Annotated in this window: 14 protein-coding genes and 1 tRNA gene; 6 read left to right on the top strand and 9 right to left on the bottom strand. The window is 67.4% G+C overall.

Features of this window, described 5'->3' with window-relative positions; genetic code table 11:
• Positions 1 to 35: 35 nt before the first annotated feature.
• Entirely contained in the window at positions 36 to 2,882 is a 2,847-nt protein-coding gene (locus tag ACP694_RS16360; protein WP_426014097.1) for a TIM-barrel domain-containing protein, read from the top strand.
• A 39-nt stretch (positions 2,883 to 2,921) separates the two neighbouring features.
• Here ACP694_RS16360 and ACP694_RS16355 read toward each other — a convergent pair whose 3' ends face one another.
• The 6 genes from ACP694_RS16355 to ACP694_RS16330 form a co-directional block, all read right to left on the bottom strand.
• Entirely contained in the window at positions 2,922 to 3,587 is a 666-nt protein-coding gene (locus ACP694_RS16355; protein ID WP_426014095.1) for a M23 family metallopeptidase, read from the bottom strand.
• Positions 3,588 to 3,848: 261 nt separating this feature from the next.
• Positions 3,849 to 5,384 (bottom strand): histidine ammonia-lyase, encoded by a 1,536-nt coding sequence (hutH, locus tag ACP694_RS16350; RefSeq protein ID WP_426014094.1) that lies wholly within the window; start codon positions 5,382 to 5,384, stop codon positions 3,849 to 3,851.
• 10 nt (positions 5,385 to 5,394) lie between these two features.
• Entirely contained in the window at positions 5,395 to 5,580 is a 186-nt protein-coding gene (locus ACP694_RS16345; RefSeq protein WP_426014092.1) for a hypothetical protein, read from the bottom strand.
• 44 nt (positions 5,581 to 5,624) lie between these two features.
• Complete coding sequence (locus ACP694_RS16340) at positions 5,625 to 6,386, bottom strand: SDR family NAD(P)-dependent oxidoreductase (RefSeq protein WP_426014090.1); 762 nt, start codon at positions 6,384 to 6,386, stop codon at positions 5,625 to 5,627.
• 93 nt (positions 6,387 to 6,479) lie between these two features.
• Positions 6,480 to 8,105: an alpha-L-fucosidase gene (locus ACP694_RS16335; RefSeq protein WP_426014088.1), complete on the bottom strand. Its 1,626-nt coding sequence runs from the start codon at positions 8,103 to 8,105 to the stop codon at positions 6,480 to 6,482.
• Positions 8,106 to 8,113: 8 nt separating this feature from the next.
• Positions 8,114 to 10,345, bottom strand: a complete 2,232-nt coding sequence (locus tag ACP694_RS16330; protein ID WP_426014086.1) for an exo-alpha-sialidase — start codon at positions 10,343 to 10,345, stop codon at positions 8,114 to 8,116.
• A gap of 150 nt (positions 10,346 to 10,495) precedes the next feature.
• Between ACP694_RS16330 and ACP694_RS16325 the strand changes: the two genes are divergently transcribed.
• Positions 10,496 to 12,970: a glycoside hydrolase family 3 N-terminal domain-containing protein gene (locus tag ACP694_RS16325; RefSeq protein ID WP_426014084.1), complete on the top strand. Its 2,475-nt coding sequence runs from the start codon at positions 10,496 to 10,498 to the stop codon at positions 12,968 to 12,970.
• A 108-nt stretch (positions 12,971 to 13,078) separates the two neighbouring features.
• Here the strand turns inward: ACP694_RS16325 and ACP694_RS16320 are convergent, their stop codons facing one another.
• Together ACP694_RS16320 and ACP694_RS16315 are read right to left on the bottom strand one after the other, a co-directional pair.
• Positions 13,079 to 13,990: a M23 family metallopeptidase gene (locus ACP694_RS16320; protein WP_426014082.1), complete on the bottom strand. Its 912-nt coding sequence runs from the start codon at positions 13,988 to 13,990 to the stop codon at positions 13,079 to 13,081.
• 4 nt (positions 13,991 to 13,994) lie between these two features.
• Positions 13,995 to 14,702, bottom strand: a complete 708-nt coding sequence (locus tag ACP694_RS16315) for a hypothetical protein (protein ID WP_426014080.1) — start codon at positions 14,700 to 14,702, stop codon at positions 13,995 to 13,997.
• Positions 14,703 to 14,913: 211 nt separating this feature from the next.
• Between ACP694_RS16315 and panD the strand changes: the two genes are divergently transcribed.
• Together panD and ACP694_RS16305 are read left to right on the top strand one after the other, a co-directional pair.
• On the top strand, positions 14,914 to 15,270 hold the full coding sequence (panD, locus tag ACP694_RS16310; RefSeq protein ID WP_426014078.1) for an aspartate 1-decarboxylase: 357 nt from the start codon (positions 14,914 to 14,916) through the stop codon (positions 15,268 to 15,270).
• A gap of 2 nt (positions 15,271 to 15,272) precedes the next feature.
• Entirely contained in the window at positions 15,273 to 15,752 is a 480-nt protein-coding gene (locus tag ACP694_RS16305; protein ID WP_426014076.1) for a hypothetical protein, read from the top strand.
• Positions 15,753 to 15,931: 179 nt separating this feature from the next.
• Here ACP694_RS16305 and ACP694_RS16300 read toward each other — a convergent pair whose 3' ends face one another.
• A complete protein-coding gene (locus tag ACP694_RS16300) occupies positions 15,932 to 16,669 on the bottom strand; it encodes an SIMPL domain-containing protein (protein WP_426014238.1) in 738 nt (245 codons plus the stop codon).
• A gap of 186 nt (positions 16,670 to 16,855) precedes the next feature.
• Between ACP694_RS16300 and ACP694_RS16295 the strand changes: the two genes are divergently transcribed.
• Positions 16,856 to 16,931: transfer RNA gene (locus ACP694_RS16295), tRNA-Ile, on the top strand.
• A gap of 63 nt (positions 16,932 to 16,994) precedes the next feature.
• A complete protein-coding gene (locus ACP694_RS16290; protein ID WP_426014075.1) occupies positions 16,995 to 18,662 on the top strand; it encodes a DUF6538 domain-containing protein in 1,668 nt (555 codons plus the stop codon).
• Positions 18,663 to 18,730: the final 68 nt, after the last annotated feature.

Below are 18,730 nucleotides of genomic sequence, written 5' to 3'. Positions count from 1 at the left end.
CGATAACAACACCCAATGATGGGGAAGAGAACCCGATGCGCATGCATGTGAGATCCACCGGCCTCGTCGCCGGCTTGACCCTGGCCCTGATGGCCTCGACCAGCGCCTTCGCCCTGGACGGGGCTTTCGAGAAGACCGCTGACGGCGTGATCGTCACCCCCGCCTCGGGACCCGCCAAGAAGGTCCGGCTGCAGGTGATGGGCGAGCGCGTGATCCACGTCACCGCCACGCCCACCGACAGCCTGGATATGCCGGCCAGCCTGATGGTCACCGCCAAGCCCGGCGGCGCCTTCACGGTCAGCGAGGCTGGCGGCAAGGTCGTGGTCAAGGCCGGCAAGGCGAGCGCCGAGGTGTCGCTGGCCGACGGGGCGGTCAGCTTCCGCGACGAGGCCGGCAAGCTGGTGCTCAGCGAGAACGGCCGCCGGTCGTTCAAGTCCGAGACCATCGACGGCAAGACCTTCTACGGCGTTAGCCAACAGTTCAATCCGGATACGGACGAGGCCTTCTACGGCCTGGGCCAGCACCAGAACGGCCAGATGAACTATAACGGCCAGGACGTCGAACTGGCCCAGTACAACCGCGACATCGCGGTGCCCTTCGTGTTGTCGACCCGCAACTACGGCCTGCTGTGGGAAAACAACGGCATCACCCGGTTTGGCGACCCGACGCCCTACGACCTGGCCTCACGCGACCTGAAGCTCTTCGACGCGGACGGCAAGGCGGGCGGCTTCACCGCCAAATACTATGTCGGCGACGCGCTGAAGTTCACCCGCGTGGAGGCCGACATCAACTACCGCTATCTGAAGGACCTGCCCAACTGGCCGGCCGAACTGACCGGTCCGGACAAGAAGCCGCTGAAGGGCGCGCGGGTGGTCTGGGAAGGCTCGGTCGAGGCCCCGGTCGCCGGCGTCCAGAAGTTCAAGCTCTATTCCAGCAGCTACGCCAAGGTCTATGTCGACGGAAAGCTGACGATCGACCGCTGGCGCCAGAACTGGAACCCCTGGTTCCACAACTTCACCTCCAGCATGACGCCCGGGACTCAGCACAAGATCCGCGTCGAGTGGGAGCCCAACGACGGCTACATCGCCCTGCTGCACAATAATCCGATCCCGGCCGCCGATCAGAAGTCACTGACCTTCACCTCCGACGTCGCCCACGCCATCGACTACTACTATGTCGGCGGGACCGACCTGGACCAGGTGATCGGCGGCTATCGCGGCCTGACCGGCGACGCGGTGATGATGCCACGCTGGGCCTATGGCCTGTGGCAGAGCCGCCAGCGCTACGAGACCGCCGACCAACTGCTGGGCGTGGTCAAGGAATACCGGTCCCGCAAGCTGCCGCTCGACAACATCGTCGAGGACTGGCGCTACTGGAAGGACGACAGCTGGGGCAGCCACAAGTTCGACGAGACCCGCTTCCCCGATCCCAAGGCGATGATCGACGAGGTCCACGACCTCAATGCTCACTTCATGATCTCGATCTGGGCCAAGTTCTATCCGACCACGGATCACTATAAGGAGTTCGACGCCAAGGGCTTGATGTACAAGCGCAACATCGAGCAAGGCGCGCTCGACTGGGTGGGACCGGGCTATCTGAACTCGTTCTACGACCCCTATTCCAAGGAGGCGCGCGACATCTACTGGCGTCAGGTCAAGGACAGCCTGAAGGTCTATGGCGTCGACGCCTGGTGGATGGACAGCGACGAGCCGGACATGCACTCCAATCTCGACATTCCCGAGCGCACCCTGCGCATGGGGCCGACGGCCATGGGTCCTGGGGCGGAGTTCTTCAACTCGTTCCCGCTGATCCACACCAGCGGCGTGTTCGAGGGCGAGCATGAACTGAACCCCGACAAGCGCAGCTTCATCCTGTCGCGCTCGGGCTTCGGCGGCATCCAGCGCAACGGCGTGGCCCTGTGGAGCGGCGACGTGGTCGCCCGCTGGGACGACTTCAAGGACCAGATCTCGGCGGGCGTGAACCTGTCGATGTCGGGCATCCCCAATTGGACCACCGACATCGGCGGCTTCTCGGTCGAGGATCGCTACACCAACAAGGACCCCGCCCACTGGGCCGAATGGCAGGAGCTGAACCTGCGCTGGTTCCAGTTCGGGGCCTTCAGCCCGCTGTTCCGCAGCCACGGCGAATTCCCGTTCCGCGAGATCTACAACCTCGCCGACGAGGGCACGGACGTCTACAAGAGCCTGGCCTGGTACGACGAGCTTCGCTACCGGCTGATGCCCTATGTCTACACCCTGGCGGCCGACACCTACCACCACGATGGCAGCATGATGCGCGGCCTGGTGATGGATTTCCCGGCCGACAAGACGGCGCGCGACATCAATGACGAGTATCTGTTCGGCAAGGCGTTCCTGGTCGCCCCGGTCACCGAGTTCAAGGCCCGTTCGCGCCAGGTCTACCTGCCGGCCGGCGCGTCGTGGTTCGACTTCGAGACCGGCAAGGCCTTCAAGGGCGGCCAGACGATCAAGGCCGACGCGCCGCTCAACCGCATGCCGCTGTTCGTGAAGGCCGGCTCGATCGTGCCGACCACCGTCGTGCAACAGTACGTGGGCGAGCAGCCCGACGCCCCGCTGACCGTGGTGGTCTATACCGGCGCCGACGGGACCTATGAGCTCTACGAGGACGACGGCCTCAGCAACGGCTATGAGCGCGGGGCCTTTAGCCGCATCCCGATGCGCTACGACAACGCGTCGGGCCGCCTGACGATCGGCGCGCGGGCGGGGACGTTCAAGGGCATGCTCGCCAACCGCATGATCAAGGTCCGCTTCATCGGCGGCGGCGGCGAGCCGGTCGACTTCGACACGGTGGACGCGACGGTCGCCTATGCCGGCCAGGCCGTGATGGTGACTCGGAAGAAGTAGAACAAGTCCTCCCCCACGGGGCCCCACGGGGGGAGGACTTTAGGCCTCGGTCACCAGCTTGCGCACGATCAGCGCCGTGGCGTTCACCCGCTCGCCGCCCGGCTGCATGACCTCCAGGTGCACATGGTCGGTGATCCCCGGATAATGCTTCTGCAGGCTCTGGTCGTGGCCGATGATCTGGCCCAGGCGCACCGTCTCGCCGACCTCGACGCCTGGCGTCACATAGAAGGCGCGGGCCACATAGCCCAAGGCGGGATTAGTGATCTCGACGAACTTCAGGTCACTGAAGCCGGCATAGGCATAGCCGATCTTGGTGACATAGCCCGAGATCGGCGCCTTCACGGCCTGGCCCGCGACCGCCACATAGTCGACGCCCTCGTGATCGCGCGAGCCGCCGTCGCGGCGGGCTCCGAAATTGCCGTCGCCGAACTCGTCGTGCCCCCGGGGCGCCGCGCCGGTCGGGTTGGCGAAGTCGGGCGCGCCGTCACCGTCGATGTCGGCCCCGCTCCAGACCAGTTCCTTGCGCACAGGGAGTGGGGGCTTGGCGGCCAACTGGGCTAGCAGGCGCTCGACCGCCGGAGCCTGAGCGCGCGGGGCGACATGAGGATTTTCCATTGCCGCCACGACCATGGGCGCGAAGACCAGGGCCAGTCCCAACGCGGCGCGCGCCAGGGGGGCAAGGGTCTTCACGGTCGCTGCGTGCATCTCATCGCCTCTCAGTGTAGTCGGGGGTGCGTCGGTCACTCGGGGGTTAACGGCCAGATAAGGCGAAGACGTGGCCGACCAAGTGCGACGGCTTGTCGCGTCCTTGGTCCGATCTACTCGAGCTTTGCTATGTAAGCCTACCGGATATTAGGCAATCCGCGATTGGGCGGGCGAGTTATTCTCGGACAGGTTCAGAAAAACTGCAGTCTCGATTTCGGAAGTGTCGGGAATGACACCCAGTCGCCGAAGACATCTGGCGCTCTAGACTCCTACCCCCGGCAGTCCGATCGCAGACACCGCCGCGACCAGCGCTCCAGACCGCACCAGGGCGTTGGCCGCCTCCATGTCCGGGTGGAAGTGCCGATCGTCGTCCAGGTAAGGCACCTGGGCGCGCAACAAACCGCGGACGGCTTCCAGCGCCGGGCTCGAGGTCAGCGGCGCGTGGAAGTCGCAGCCTTGCACGGCGGCCAGCAGTTCGATGCCGATCACGGCTTCGGCCGCCTCGACCATGGCCAGGACGCGCCGGGCGCCGTGGGCGGCCATCGAGACGTGATCCTCCTGGTTGGCCGAGGTGGGGATCGAATCGACGCTGGCCGGATAGGCCTTCTGCTTGTTCTCCGACACCAAGGCGGCGGCCGTGACCTGCGGGATCATGAAGCCTGAATTCAAACCCGGCTTGGGCGTCAGGAAGGCGGGCAGGCCCGAGCAGGCGGGGTCGACCAGCATGGCGATGCGCCGCTCGGCGATCGAGCCGATCTCGCAGACGGCCAGGGCGATGATGTCGGCGGCGAAGGCCACGGGCTCGGCATGGAAATTGCCGCCCGACAGCGCCTCGTCGGTGTCGGGAAAGATCAGCGGATTGTCTGACACGCCGTTGGCCTCGGTGGCCAGGGTCACGGCGGCCTGGCGAAGGATGTCCAAAGCCGCCCCCATCACTTGCGGCTGGCAGCGCAGGCAGTAGGGGTCCTGCACGCGGGTGTCGCCCTCGCGGTGCGAATCGCGGATCGCCGAGCCGGCCATTAGGTCGCGCAGGGCGGCGGCGGTCTCGATCTGTCCGGGTTGGCGGCGCAGGGCGTGAATGCGCGGGTCGAAGGGGGTGTCCGAACCCTTGGCGGCTTCGGTCGACAGGGCGCCGGTGACCAGGGCGGATTGGTACAGACGCTCGGCGTCGAACAGAGCGGCCAGGGCGTTGGCGGTCGAGAACTGGGTGCCGTTCAGCAGGGCCAGGCCCTCCTTGGGACCCAGGGTCAAGGGCGTCAGCCCCGCTTGGGCCAGGGCCTGCGCGGCGGGCAGGCGGCGGTCGCCCACGACGATCTCCCCGACCCCGATCATGGCTGCGGCCATGTGGGCCAGCGGCGCCAGGTCACCCGAGGCGCCGACCGAACCCTGGCAAGGCACGACGGGGGTCAGGCCCTCGATCAGCAGGGCCTCCAGCAGGTCGGTCGTCGCGGGCCGCACGCCTGAGGCGCCTTGCGCGAGATTAGCCAGCTTCAGGGCCATCATCAGGCGGACCACCGGAACCGGAGAGGGCGCGCCCGTGCCGGCGGCGTGGGACAGCACGATGTTGCGCTGCAGGGTCTCGAGATCAGCGTCGCCGATCCGCACGCTGGCCAGCTTCCCAAAGCCGGTATTGACGCCGTAGACCGGCTCGCCCTTGGCCAGGATCCGCTCGACGGCGGCGGCGCTCCGCGCGATCACCGGCGCCGCGCCCGGATGCAGCCGCGCGGCGGCCCCGCGATAGACGGCCTTCCACTCGGCGAGGGCGACCTCGCCGGGGTTCAAGACGACGTCGGTCACGCGCTTGAGCCTACCGGGCGCTCAGGTCGGCATAGGCGGCGTCGATGGCTTCATCGCGACTGGTCGGATGCTTGGCCAGGCGGTCCTTGGCGGCTTCGGCCACGGCCTCGGCGCGGGCGGGCGTCAGCTTGGCCAGGTAGCGGTGGGCCTTCAGCTTTTGGTCGACGGTGACGCCGCGCTTGATCGTGTCGGTCATGAAAGCCTCCTTGAATGAGGCGCTGGTCTACAGCCTTGGGACGCCTAAAGGAACTGTCCGTCGTCCACCGTGAATTCCGATCCCGTCACCGCGCGCGCGGCGTCGGAGCAAAGGTAGAGCGCCAGGGCTTCCAGGTCGGAGGTCTCCAGCAACCGCCGGCGCGGAAACCCGGCCATCAGCTTCTGGCCGCCTTCGCTGTCGAACCAGTCGGCGTTGATCTCGGTCCTGATGTAGCCAGGACATAGGACATTGACGTTGATCCCCTTGCGAGCCCACTCGCGGGCCAGGCTCTTGCCCATGTGGGCGACTGCCGCCTTTGAGGTGACATAGGCGGTCAGGCCGGGCAGCACATGGCGCGCGCCGATCGAGGCGACCAGCAGGATGCGCCCGCGCTGGCTTGAGGGGCTGCCGGCCTTGATCATCCGCCGAGCACCTTCGCGGGCGGTCAGGAAGGCCCCGCGGGTATTGACGGCCTGGACCCTGTCGAAGTCGTCGATGCTGATGTCGAGCGCCGAGCCATGGAGGCTGATGCCGGCGTTGGCGATCACCGATTCCGGCGGCCCGAACGCGGCTTCTATCGCGTCATAGCCGGCGATGACTGCGGCCTCGTCCTCGACATCCATGGCGAAGGCCTGGGCGGTCCCGCCGTCGGCGGTGATCTGGGCGACCAGCTCGGCCAGCTTGTCGACGCGGCGGGCGGCGGCCGCGACCCTGGCCCCGGCTCTGGCGGCGGCGCGGGCAAGGTCGGCGCCGATGCCCGACGAGGCGCCGGTGATCAGGATCGTGCGGCCGGCGAGGGTGGTCATGGCGTTTCCTTTTTACGGCAGTCTGGAAGGCTGCCGTAAAGGGCGTCAATGGCCACTGGCGATAAGGTCCTCCCCCACGGGGTGGAGGACCTTTTAAGCCAATCCCGGCCCCGAGATCTTCAGCACCGGCGTGAAGGCCGGCCGTGCGCTGGGCAGCGTGACCCACAAACCTTCGCCGTCTCGCACGAACGGCAGCGGATCGCCGCCGCCCAGCAACTCCACCCGCCGCACCTCGCCGGCGCTGGTCGGACCGGACGTCGCCAGGCTCTCGATTACCAGCTCGCCCGTCGGCCAGGCCATCGGCATCGCGTAGAGCTCGCCGGCCCTGGTCGTGAACCGGATGTCGGCCGCCTCGAACGGCTTGGCGTCGCCTTCGTTCTGCATGCCTTCGACCAGCTTGGTTGGGCCCTCGCCGAAGATCCGCCAGGGCCGCGAGGCGTAGATGGCCGGGCCGTTGACGGCGATCCAGCTAGCCATGCCTTCCAGCACCTTCTCTTCCTTGTCGTCGATCGTGCCGTCGCCGCGCTGGGGGATGGAGACCATCAGGCAGCCGTTCTTGCTGACCACGTCGATCAGCCGCTGGATCACGTCCTGGGCGCTCTTGTAGCCGTCGCGATCGTAGAGGCTGCGGTCATAGTGCCAACTTCCGATACAGGTGTCGGTCTGCCATGGCTCGGGCCGAAGGCGGTCGGAAAAGCCGCGCTCGACGTCCTCGACGATGCCCCGGCGCTGCAGCGGGCTCAGCTTCTTGCCGGTCACCACGACGTCGCTCGCACCATGCCAGGCGCGAGCCTGATTGTAATAATGGGCCGTCGCCGACAGCCCGGCCCAGCCCAGCGGCAGGGTATAGTTGTCGAAATAGACCAGGTCGGGCCGATAGCGATCGACCAGGTCGTTCTGCCGGGCCAGCCAGTTCCGGACAAAGCCGGGATTGTTTGGCGGCGGGGTCTCGATCCATTCGCCGTCGTGGGCGTCATGCCAGGCGTTGGCGGCCTTGATGCTGTCCATCCCATCGGGGATCAGCATGTTGCGGCCAGTGTAGAGCTCCTGTGGGTCGAGGCCCTGCCACCACTGGCCCTTGCCATCGGCCTTGGTCAGGCGGAAGGCGTCGTAGCGTTGGCCCTCCAGCGGACCCTCGGCGTCATAGCCATAGGCGGTCTGCCACCAGTGCCAGGCATGGGCCGAATGGTTGGAGACGCCGAACCGCATGCCGTGGGCGCGGGCGACCTTCTCCCAGGTCCCGACGATGTCGCGGCCCGGCCCCACGCGGGTGGCGTTCCAGGCGTGGTGGCGGCTGGCGAACATGTCGAAATTGTCGTGATGGTTGGCCATCGACATGAAGTAGCGGGCCCCGGCGGCCTGGTACTTCTTCATCAGGCCATCAGGATCCCAGCGCTCGGCCTTCCAGCGGCCGATCAACTCCATGAAGCCGAATTTGGTGGGGTGACCGTAGGTCCTGACGTGGTGTTCGTAGAACGGATTGCCCTGGATATACATCTGGCGGCCGTACCAGTCGCCGTACTCCGGCACGCATTGCGGACCCCAGTGCGACCAGATGCCCAGCTTGGCGTCGCGGAACCAGTCGGGGGTCTCGTAACGCTCGGCCAGCGATTCCCAGCTGGGTTGGAAGCCGCCCTTCGCGCCCGCGAGGGCGGGGCCGGCCGAGGCGGCCAGGCCGGCGGCGCCGAGGTTCAAAAGGTCGCGGCGGTTGACAGTCATGGCGATCCTCAGTGTGAAGCCGGCGACGGATCGCCATAGACGACGCCCCGGCCATGGACGCCGAGATAGACCCGGCCGAACCGCGCCGGATCGCCGGTCAGGGCCCGGACCTCGGCGAAGCCCCAGCGCTCGTCATTGAGCTTGAGCCAGGTCTTGCCGACGTCATCGGAGCGGAACACTCCTTCGGCGCCCTCGACCTTGCCCCAGATGAACACCGCCGGGTGGGCCTGGCCCGGCGCGGCCTTGCCGAAGCCGACCAGGCCGGCGTCATTGACGCCCGCCAGGCGCTTGAAGCTGTCGCCGCCGTTTGTGGAGCGCATCAGGCCCTGGCGGGTCGGCAACCAGACCTCGCCCTCGATGCCAGGAACGGCCTTGAGCGGCGCGCCGTCGGGCAGGTCGCGGGAGACGACCTTGAAAGCCTCGCCGCCGTCGGTGCTGGCCAGCACCGCGCCGTGGGCGGCGTCATAGACGTAGAACCGCAGAGGGTTCACGCGATCGGAGGCCGGGGTGAAGTTGGGCTGGTCACCGGCCGTGACGCCTTGGACCGGCCGCCAGGTCCTGCCCTGATCGCTGGAGACGTAGGGGCCAGCCTTGCGCATGGCCCAGACCATCCGCGTCCCGTCGGCCGACAGGGCGATGCGGCCGGTCTCCTTGCTCGCGTCGCGCGGCGGGGCGCTTGCGAAAGCCTTCCAGCTCTTGCCTCCGTCGGTCGAGCGGAAGCCGCCGGTCGGGGTCGGGTCGCTGGTTCGCACCATCACGTCGGGCGAGAGGGCGGCGTAGTCGAGGCCGCGATTGGTGCCGCCATTGGGCTCGAAATAGCGGCTGGCCGCAACGGCGGTCAGGTCGTCGTGACGGAAACCGCCGATGTCGCCGATCGTGCTGACCACTGGCGCACCACCTGGCGGACTGACGAGCTCCAGCGGCACGGTCTCTTCCAGACCCTCGTCGTCGAACCGCCAGTCGGTGCGGCCACTGTGATCGGCCTCGGTCAGGTTCTTCGTCCGCCACAGGCCATAGCCGGTGACATAGATCGCCTCGTCGGGATTGGTCGGGTCGATGTCGATGTCGCCGATCCAGTGGCCAAACTCCCGGCCCGGCTTGCTGGACAGGTGATCGACCCAGGTCGCGCGGCCGACATCGTGGTGGGCCTTGGCGCGCAGGGCCTTCCAGCTCTTGCCGTCATCGATGCTGCGGAACACCTCGTCGCCGACCGCCCAACGGTCGAGGGTCGAGACCACGATCACGCCGGGATGGGCCGGGTCGAGGCTCAGGCCGCCATAGCCGAAGACGTCACCGCCCTCGGGCTTGAGCGGGGTGATGTCGGTCCAGGCGCCGGTGTCGGGGTCCAGCCGCCAGACCGCGCCGTGGGTCACGCCGTTGGGGCCCAGGCCATTGCCATAGGCCACATAGGCCGCGCCCTTGGTGTCGATCGCCAGGTGATGGGGGACCAGGCCCTTGGGCTGGCCGGTCACGAGGCCCCAGGTTGAGCCGCCGTCGGTGCTGACCAGCAGGCCGCCGCCATGCTCGCTGGCCACGCCGGCATAGAGGATGGCGGTGTCGCCGGTCTTGGTTTTCAACGCCGGATCAAAGGCCACCAGGGTGACATGCAAGCCGGGAAAGGCCTCGACCCGCGCCCAGGTCGCGCCGTAGTTCCCGCTGCGATAAAGGCCATCCTTGGCGCCCAGGAACAGCACGGCGCCGTTCTGGGGATCGACCACCAGGCGCTCGCCAGTGTTGCGGCCGTCCTCGTTGCCACCGATCTTCACCGGCAGTTCGGCCTTGGTCCAGGTCGCGCCGCGATCGACGGAGGCCAACACCGCGCCGGCCCGCGCATAGGGGCCGGTATATTCGCCGGCCGCCATGTAGAGGCGGTCGGGGTCTTGTGGATCGACCGCCAAGCTGAGCGCGCCGGCAAGCTGGTTGTCGGCTCGCTTGAGGGAGTCATTCAGGGCGACCCAGGTGTTGGTCGCCCGGTCAAAGCGATAGGCTCCGCCGATGTCGGTGCGAGCATAGACCAGCCCCTTTTCGGTGGGGTGATAGACGACGCCACTGACGAAGCCGCCGCCAAGGATCTCCGCGCTGCGCCAGACGTAGGGTGTGCCGACCGGCGAGGCGGAGAGGGCGGGCGGGCCGAGGGCCAGCACACAGGCGGTCGCCGCCAGGGTGAGGATGGATTTGACCCGGCACGACGGGCGAGGTCTCCACGCACTGGCCAAAATCCAGGCTCGAAAACCACGCATTATTCCACTCCCCGGATTTTATTTGTCACACAAATTAGACCGTGTATGCATCGTCGTCGAGCTATTAGATACCGGTACCAAGATTGCCGGACCGACCTCGGCGTGCGACTGACAACGTTGTCGCATCCAATAAGAAAATGTGGGGAGTGTATGAACACCAAGGCCTTCTGCGCTGCGTTGCTGGCGACCACCCTTCTGACGGCGCCCCTTGCGAACGGCGCGTCCGCCGCCGAGGCCAAGAGCACCGCTCACCCCGCGTCTTGGCCGGCGGCCAAGAGCCAGGGCGTGGTCGATTCCCGGACCGAGGCCTTCGTTGATTCCCTGTTGGCCAAGCTGACCCTTGAGGAAAAGGTCGGCCAGATGATCCAGGGCGACATCGGTTCGGTAAAGCCGGACGACTTGAAGACCTATCCTCTCGGCTCGATCCTGGCCGGCGGCAGCTCGCCGCCGCTGGGCGCGCCCGATCGCTCGCCGATCGGCCCGTGGGTCGAATCCGTGAAAGCCTTCCGCGCCGCCGCCGAGGCCCGTGACGGCGGCACGCACATCCCGCTGATGTTCGGCATCGACTCTGTGCACGGCAACGGCAACGCGGTCGGCGCAACGCTTTTTCCGCACAACAGCGCGCTGGGCGCCACCAGGGACCCCGAGCTGATCCGCAAGATCGGCGCGGCCACCGCGCGGGAAACCGCCGCCGCCGGGTTCGACTGGGCGTTCGGCCCAACCCTGACCGTGCCGCGCGACGATCGCTGGGGCCGGGCCTATGAGGGCTATTCGGAAGATCCCGAGATCGTCCGCTCCTATGCCGGCCAGATGATCCTGGGTCTTCAGGGCGCCGTCTCTCAAGGCGGCGTGATCCAACAGGGCCACGTGGCGGCCAGCGCCAAGCACTTCCTCGGCGACGGCGGCACCCACAACGGCAAGGACCAGGGCGACACCCAGGTCTCCGAAGCCGAGCTAATTCGCCTGCACGCCCAGGGCTATATCCCGGCCATCAACGCCGGGGCTCTAACCATCATGGCGTCGTTCAACAGCTGGAACGGCGAGAAGATGCACGGCAACAAGAGCCTGCTGACCGACGTGCTGAAAGGCAAGATGGGCTTCGAGGGCTTCATCGTCGGCGACTGGAACGGCCACGGCCAGGTGGCCGGCTGCACGCCCCAAAGCTGTGCCCAGGCCGCCAATGCCGGGCTCGACATGTACATGGCGCCCGATAGCTGGAAGGCGCTGTTCGCCAACACCGTCGCCCAGGCCAAGTCGGGCGAGATCCCGATGGCGCGCATCGACGACGCCGTGCGTCGGATCCTGCGCGTGAAGGCCAAGATGGGCCTGTTCCAGCAGGCGCGTCCGCTGGAGGGCAAGGACGCTGTGATGGCCTCGGCCGAGCACAAGGCCATCGCCCGGCAGGCGGTGCGCGAGTCGCTGGTGCTGCTGAAGAACAACGGCGTGCTGCCGGTCAAGGCCTCGGCCAACATCCTGGTGGCCGGCTCGGGCGCAGACGATATCGGTCAGCAGGCCGGCGGCTGGACCCTGTCCTGGCAGGGAACGGGCAACACCAAGGCCGACTTCCCCAACGCTCAGTCGATCTATGCGGGTCTGAAGGAGACGGTCGAGGCCTCGGGCGGCTCGGCCACCCTCAGCGTCGATGGCGCCTTCGCCAAGAAACCCGATGTCGCCATCGTGGTGTTCGGCGAGACCCCCTATGCCGAGGGGGTGGGCGACATCAGGACCCTGGAATATCAACCGGGCGCCAAGACTGACCTGGCTCTGCTCAAGAAACTGAAAGCCGCCGGCGTGCCGATGGTGGCGGTGTTCCTCAGCGGCCGCCCGCTGTGGGTCAATCCCGAGATCAACGCATCGGACGCTTTCGTGGCGGCCTGGCTGCCGGGCTCTGAAGGTGGCGGGATCGCTGACGTGCTGATCGGCGACAAGGCCGGCAAGCCCCGCGCTGACTTCCACGGCAAGCTGGCCTTCAGCTGGCCGCGCAACGCCGGCCAGTTCACGCTGAACCGTGGCGACAAGGGCTATGATCCGCAGTTCGCCTATGGCTATGGCCTGACCTACCGCGACAAGGTCCGATTGGGCGCCTTGTCGGAGAAGCCCGGCTTCACCGTCGCGACCGAGAACGTCAGCAATTATTTCGTTGGCGGCAAGACGCTGGCCCCGTTCGAGTTCCGCCTGACCCCGACCACGGCGGTGCAAGTCCGGCCGATCGACGCCGGCAATGTGCAGGAAGCCGGACGCCAGCTGACCTTCTCCGGCAGCGCGCCGGCCACGGCAGCCCTAGCCGCCGACCAAGCCTTCGACCTCAGCTTCCAGGCCAATGCCGACATCGACCTGCTGGTGGATTACCGCCTGGACGCCAGGCCGACCGCGCCGGTCAGCCTGTCGATCGGCGGGGGCAGGCTGGATGTGACGCCGGTGCTGGCCGCTTCGCCGCTGGGCGAATGGAGGAGCCTGAAGATCTCGCTCAAGTGCTTCCAGGCGGCGGGGACCGACGTGACCAAGGTCACCACGCCGTTCGCCCTGTCGACGGCGGGCGCCATGGCGGTGTCGTTGCAGAGCGTCAAGCTGACGACCGATCCAGCCGGCGCGGTGTGCCCGGCCAAGGCTGACGTTCAAAACTAGAGCATCGCGCCCCCGGGGAAAGCCCCCGCGATTCACCGTTGGAGCGCGATACTCCAGGTTCGATTCTAATTCCGCTCATCCCGGCCTTCGCCGGGTTGAGCGGAGATTTTAAGAACAGCTCCCCCCATTCAGCTTCCGCTGATAGGCCTCGGCCAGGCTCATATACGGCGGCAGGAAGGTGTGCAGCACCACGGCCTTGCCGTCCGTCGTCACGCCCGACACCCCCGCCCGCATCTCGAAATGCAGGTGGATCGTCGTGGGCGTGCCGCCAAAATCGTTGGCCACCCTGCCCAACTTCTGGCCAGCCACCACGGTGTCGCCTTCCTTCACCGCCAGGGCCGCCATCTGCATGTGCAGGTAGCGATAGGTGCGGTGCGGCGCGGCCGAGGAGACCAACGTGACGCTGTAGCTGCCGATATCGGTGACCACGCCCTTCTCGGCGGCCACGGTCCAGTGCAGGTTCTTCTTGCAGGAGCCCGGACGGATGTCCTGGCCCTGGTGCCCCGTGCCGCCGCCAGCGCACAACGGATTGTCGCGCGAGCGGGCCTCGCAGAAGGTGTCGCGCCACGGCAGGCTGTAATTGACCGTGTCGCATTGGGCGGTGCCGCCCGGACCCATGCCGCCGCCGTGGCCGTAGACCTGGGAATTGGCGAAGGCGGCGTCCTGCAGCGGCCAGCACATGGCCGGCGCCCAGACCGTGCGGTCCAGATAGCCGTGGCCCTGTCCAGCCGGGATCGCGCCCGGCGCGCCATGGTCGAAGGTGGCGGGCGAGGGGGACGGGGGGGTGTCGGGCTGAACCGGCGGACCGGGCGCGGGCGGGATAGGCTCGCTGGGCGTCTGCTCGGCGCCGCCGTCGCTGGGCGCGTCCTCGGGCGTCGGGGCGCTCGGCTCGGGCGAGGCCGGGGTCTTGACCTCGCCGGCCAACGGCGCGGGGGGCTTGGTCTTGTCGTCGCAAGCGCTCAGCGCCAGGGCGGCCATCAAGGCCAGGGGCGCGAGCGCCAACAAGGAAGACTTGCGCATGGTCTTACCCCCCCAGGCCGGCGGCGGCGCGGGCGGCGGCGCCCATCACCACGGCGGTGGTCTTGGCCGCCAGGCCCATCACGTAGTTGTCGTCGGCGCAGCGCGGGTCGGTGGGGGCGTCGCAGCGCACCTCGACGGTGTAGAGCACGCCGTAGCGCACGAAGCTGACCAACTGGCCGTCGACCGTGCGCTGCACCGTCGCGCCCTCGGGGCCCATCGGCGTGATCTTCAGCGGCGTGCCGGCCGGCAGCGGAACCACCGTGGTCGTGCCGCTGAGCGATATCCCGACGCCCGGCGCGTCGGCGGTGATGGTGTAGTAGTCGCCGAACGAATAGATCCGCGCCCCGGCCGTCAGGTCGGTGTCGGTAGGCAGCAGGATGGGCACGCGGGTGGCGTCCACGGCCGCCTGGTTGAGGTTGGGAGCCAGCTTCTCGGCGATGCCGGTGCTCTGGCGCAGGCCGCCGACCGCCGCCTGCCAGTCCACCTGACCGCCGCGCTGTTGACGGGCGGCGAGGGCGGCCGCGCGGCGCGCGGCGATCTGTTCGGGGGTGGCCCCCCGGGTTGGAGCGGCCGCTCCAGCCGCGGTTGGCGCCGTGGTCGGGGCGGCGCCAGGGATCGGCCTGCCCGCAGCGTCGCGTGTCTGAGACAGCGCGCCGCTCAGCGCGCCCGCCGCCAGGATCGCTCCCAGCGCCAAACCGGTTACAAGTCGCATGAGAGCCCCCTCGCATCACGTCGTTCTTCCAACCATAGGGCGCCAAAGCGCGGCTGTTAACCTGTGTTCGCCGCCCAAGCGAAGGCGAGACGATATCGGGCCGCGATTGAATGGGCTGGGCTTCGTGTCTATATGGCTGACTGATCACGGGTCATGTGTGTGGCGATCCGGAAAATCAAAAGCTGTTTCAAACCCATAGGGTGATTTCGCCATGCTGTTGACGATGATGAAGGCCAAGCTTCACCGCGCCACCGTCACCCAGGCCGACCTCGATTACGAAGGCTCGATCGCCATCGACACCGACCTGCTGGAGGCCGCCGGCATCCTGCCCAACGAACAGGTCGATGTGCTCAACATCACCACCGGCGCCCGCTTCACCACCTACGCCATCGCCGCGCCGCGCGGCTCCAAGGTGATCGGCGTCAATGGCGCCGCCGCCCGGCTGGTGCAGAAGAATGACACGGTGATCGTGGTGACCTACTGCCAGATGCCGGCGGAAGAGGCCCGAAACTACGCCCCCACCGTCGTGCTGCTGGAAGCCGGCAACCACATCAAGCAGGCCGCCTGAGCGTGCGGGGCGTCGTCGCCGTCGCCCTGGCGGGCCTGACGCTCTGCAGCCTGTCCCTGGCTGCCTGCGCGCCGAAGCTGCCGAAGGGCGTCGATGACGCCAATCTGACCCTGGCCGTGGGGCGAGCGATCGGTGGACCCAACACCTGCGTCGAGATCGGGAACGACAAGGGCCAGCGGGTCTGGCGCGGCGGCGGCTATATCGGCTGCGCACGTCCGCTGCCGGCCTGTGACGGAACCACCACCACGGCCGACGCCGCCCTCAAGGCGGCCGTGGGCAAGCCCGCCCACTTCGCCAGCTGCCCGAGCGGCAGCGACGTCCCTGGCGCCACCGTCGGCTGGGCCATGGGCCCGGTCCCGACCGGCGCCGGCCAGCCGGACCGTCACCTCACCTATGTAGCGATGATGGAAGGCGAGCGCGCCCTGCCGGGCGTCGAGATCCAGGACCGTGTGGAGCACGCCTTCAAGAAGGCGGGGCTGTAGTCTTTTTCCTTCTCCCCTTGCGGGAGAAGGTGTCAGCGAAGCTGACGGATGAGGGGTCTCTCAAACGAGAACCGCCGCGACCGGCCTTTCGGCTGATCGCGGCGGCACGGTCTTTCGACCTCTCACCCGACCTCGCTCCGCGAGGCCACCCTCTCCCGCAAGGGGAGAGGGATCACCTCTTACTTCGCCAGCTCATACGTCGCCGACACGTCCACCCGCACCTTCAACTCGCCGGCCGCGACCGGGGTGCTGTCGGACATTTCGCGCTTGGCCATGGCGTATATCGGCATCGGCGGGGCGGGTGTATAGCCGCCGCCTTCGCCCAGTGTGACCAGGCGCACGATCTTGTAGCCCGTGGCCCGAGCATAGAGGTCGGCCTTGGCCTGCAGGGCCTTGACCGCGTCGACCCGTGCCGCGTCCTCGGCGGCCTGGGGGTTCTGCAGACCAAAGGCGATGCCGCCCACCGTGGTGGCCCCGGCGCCGACCGTGGCGTCCACCGTCGATCCCAGCTTGGCCAGGTCGCGCACCTGCACGGTCACTTGGTTGCTGGCCTGGTAGCCGGTCAGCTTGGGCGGCAGGTTCTGCTCGTAGACATATTGCGGATTGACGTTGAGGCCCGAGGTCTGGATGTCGCGCTCGGCGATGCCGGCCTTCTTCAGGGCGGCGATCACCTTGGTCATCTGGGTCGCGTTGGCGCTGAGCGCCCCTGCGGCGGTGGGCGCGTCGGTCTGGACGCCCAGCGAAATGGTCGCCATGTCGGGCGCGACCTTTGTCTCGCCGAAGGCCGACAGGCTGAAGGTGGTGGCGCGGAACGCCGCGTCCTCGGCATGGGCCGGCAGGGCGACGGCGGTGAGCAGGGCGCCGGCCAGGGCGCTGGCCAAGACGCTGGCGGGTGCGAGGCTCGCGGCGCGGGACATCAGGGTCGTCATTTTGGTTCTCTCCATGCGGGCACGCCAGGGCGCCGCGACCGTTACCGTCCTATCCCACGATCACGACGAGCGTGGCCAGAGGAGGGCTGCGCGCAACGGATGACAGCCTGAACCTGAACCGGACCTTTAAGCGCCGTTCGGCTCATGCTAATCGACCCGTCCTCCTGCCTATGGGGGCCTGTAGCTCAATGGTTAGAGCCGACCGCTCATAACGGTCTGGTTGGGGGTTCGAGTCCCTCCAGGCCTACCACCGCCCATCTAAGGCGTTGTTTCTGCTGGAAGACTAGGTAATTCAAGGACTTGTATTTCGCCCGTGACGCACAAAACTGTATCACAACGGGGCGACGAGACTTTGCCAAAGCCACAGTATGTGAACCGCCGAGGAGCCGTTTACTGGTTCCGCCGCCGGGTGCCCGACGACATCGTCAAGATCGTTGGGAAAGCGTTCTGGAACGAGAGTCTGGGGATAAAGGACATCAGGGAGGCGGGTCGCCTTGCTCGTGTCCGGGGTGTCCAGACGGACCAAGAGATCGCGGACGCCCGTAGGCGGCTTGCGGGCGAGACTGCTCCCCCCTTGTCGGTCCCTGAAGCGCAGGCGCTGGCGAAGCGGGAACTTGCCGACTGGATGGCGACTGATGCCGAGGCTCGCCTCATGGCCGGACGGTCCGCCTCGGAGAACGTGGACCTCGTGCTGGAGTTTGTGGAGCCGGAAGCCCGTGAGGCGCTGGCGTCGGGCGACTGGCAGCCAAGGGCAGTGCAGGCCGCTGAGGTTCTCGCGAAGGCGGGCCGCTGGTATCCCGAGGGCGACCCGAGCGTCCGCCTGATGGCAGGCGCGTTGCTCGCCGCCCAGGTCGAATGGCTGGACCTGTTGAGGGAGCGTCAGGCGGGTAGGGTGGTCGAGGTAGGTGCCCCCGGCATCCCCGCTGCTCAGAGCGCGGCGGTCAAAAGCGGGGGCGTGACCCTAGGTAAGCTGATCGACGACTATCGGCGTGAGCGGGAGGCCCTGCATGGGCTGGAGTCCACCGCTCGGAAGTACGACCACATCTTCAAGGCGCTTGAGGAGTGTTTAGGGCGCGGCCGAGACATCGAGACGATCACGCGGGCCGACTGCCGCAACCTTCGTGACCTGCTGCGGCGGGTTCCTGTTCATATGACCAAGCGCTACCCGAAGCTGTCCATGGTCGAGGCCGCCGCTGCCGGTGAACGGGATAAGGTGAGCGTCCTCGCCCCCAACACCGTGACCACATACCTGCAGCACCTCGCGGCCATCTTCAATTGGGCGGTGAAGGAGGACTTGATCGGCAAGAGCCCTGCCGCTGATCTGGTTAAGAAGGGCAGGGCCAACGTCAAGCGCCGGGGCTTTACCTCGGACGAACTGCGGAAGGTTTTTGCCGGTCTGCCTGACGAGAAGACCGAGCGGCCCAGCCGCTACTGGGTCACGGCACTCGCCGCCTACTCAGGTGCGCGGGCTGGGGAACTCTGTCAGCTTGCGCCCCAAGACGTGAGGGTGATCGGCGGCGTGACCTGTCTCGACCTCTCGGAGTTCGATGCTGACGGTAAGCGGGCAGGGGCCAAGCGGCTGAAGACGTCAGCGAGCGAGCGCGTCATACCTGTCCATCCCGAGGTCTTGGCTGCGGGCTTTTTGGACTTCGTCGAGGCTGCCCGCGCGGCGCGGCAGGAGCGCCTCTTCCCGGAGCTTAGGCCGGGCAAGGGGGGCGAGTACTCCCATGATCTCAGCAGGTGGTTCGGGCGACACATGGACCGCATTGGGCTGTCGGAACCGTCGCTAGTCTTTCACAGCTTCCGGCACGGCTTCAAAGACGCCTGCCGCCTCGCCGGGGTAGGCGATGAGACATCCGACGCGCTAGGAGGCTGGACGACGAAGGGCATTTCCACGAGGTACGGGAAGCGCGACATGGTGGAGGTGCTGCACCGCGAGTTGGTCAAGGTGGCCTTAGGGGACTTCAGGCTGCCGAGGTAGGGCAAGGCTTGTGGCGCTACTAGGCATGCAGCGCGCCAGACCCGGTGGGCTGCGGTGGCAAGGCGGCA

Origin of the sequence: Caulobacter sp. DWR2-3-1b2, assembly GCF_049896345.1 — a bacterium.
Taxonomy (GTDB): Bacteria; Pseudomonadota; Alphaproteobacteria; order Caulobacterales; family Caulobacteraceae; genus Caulobacter.
The sequence above is the reverse complement of the archived record's forward strand: the minus strand, read 5'-3'. Positions and strand labels throughout refer to the sequence as shown.

Bases quoted from the DNA above. Each gene is read 5' to 3' on its own strand.
- ACP694_RS16360 (WP_426014097.1), top strand. From the start codon at position 36: ATGCGCATGCATGTGAGATCCACCGGCCTCGTCGCCGGCTTGACCCTG.
- ACP694_RS16355 (WP_426014095.1), bottom strand. From the start codon at position 3,587: ATGCACGCAGCGACCGTGAAGACCCTTGCCCCCCTGGCGCGCGCCGCG.
- ACP694_RS16345 (WP_426014092.1), bottom strand. From the start codon at position 5,580: ATGACCGACACGATCAAGCGCGGCGTCACCGTCGACCAAAAGCTGAAG.
- ACP694_RS16340 (WP_426014090.1), bottom strand. From the start codon at position 6,386: ATGACCACCCTCGCCGGCCGCACGATCCTGATCACCGGCGCCTCGTCG.
- ACP694_RS16335 (WP_426014088.1), bottom strand. From the start codon at position 8,105: ATGACTGTCAACCGCCGCGACCTTTTGAACCTCGGCGCCGCCGGCCTG.
- ACP694_RS16330 (WP_426014086.1), bottom strand. From the start codon at position 10,345: ATGCGTGGTTTTCGAGCCTGGATTTTGGCCAGTGCGTGGAGACCTCGC.
- ACP694_RS16325 (WP_426014084.1), top strand. From the start codon at position 10,496: ATGAACACCAAGGCCTTCTGCGCTGCGTTGCTGGCGACCACCCTTCTG.
- ACP694_RS16320 (WP_426014082.1), bottom strand. From the start codon at position 13,990: ATGCGCAAGTCTTCCTTGTTGGCGCTCGCGCCCCTGGCCTTGATGGCC.
- ACP694_RS16315 (WP_426014080.1), bottom strand. From the start codon at position 14,702: ATGCGACTTGTAACCGGTTTGGCGCTGGGAGCGATCCTGGCGGCGGGC.
- panD (WP_426014078.1), top strand. From the start codon at position 14,914: ATGCTGTTGACGATGATGAAGGCCAAGCTTCACCGCGCCACCGTCACC.
- ACP694_RS16300 (WP_426014238.1), bottom strand. From the start codon at position 16,669: ATGTCCCGCGCCGCGAGCCTCGCACCCGCCAGCGTCTTGGCCAGCGCC.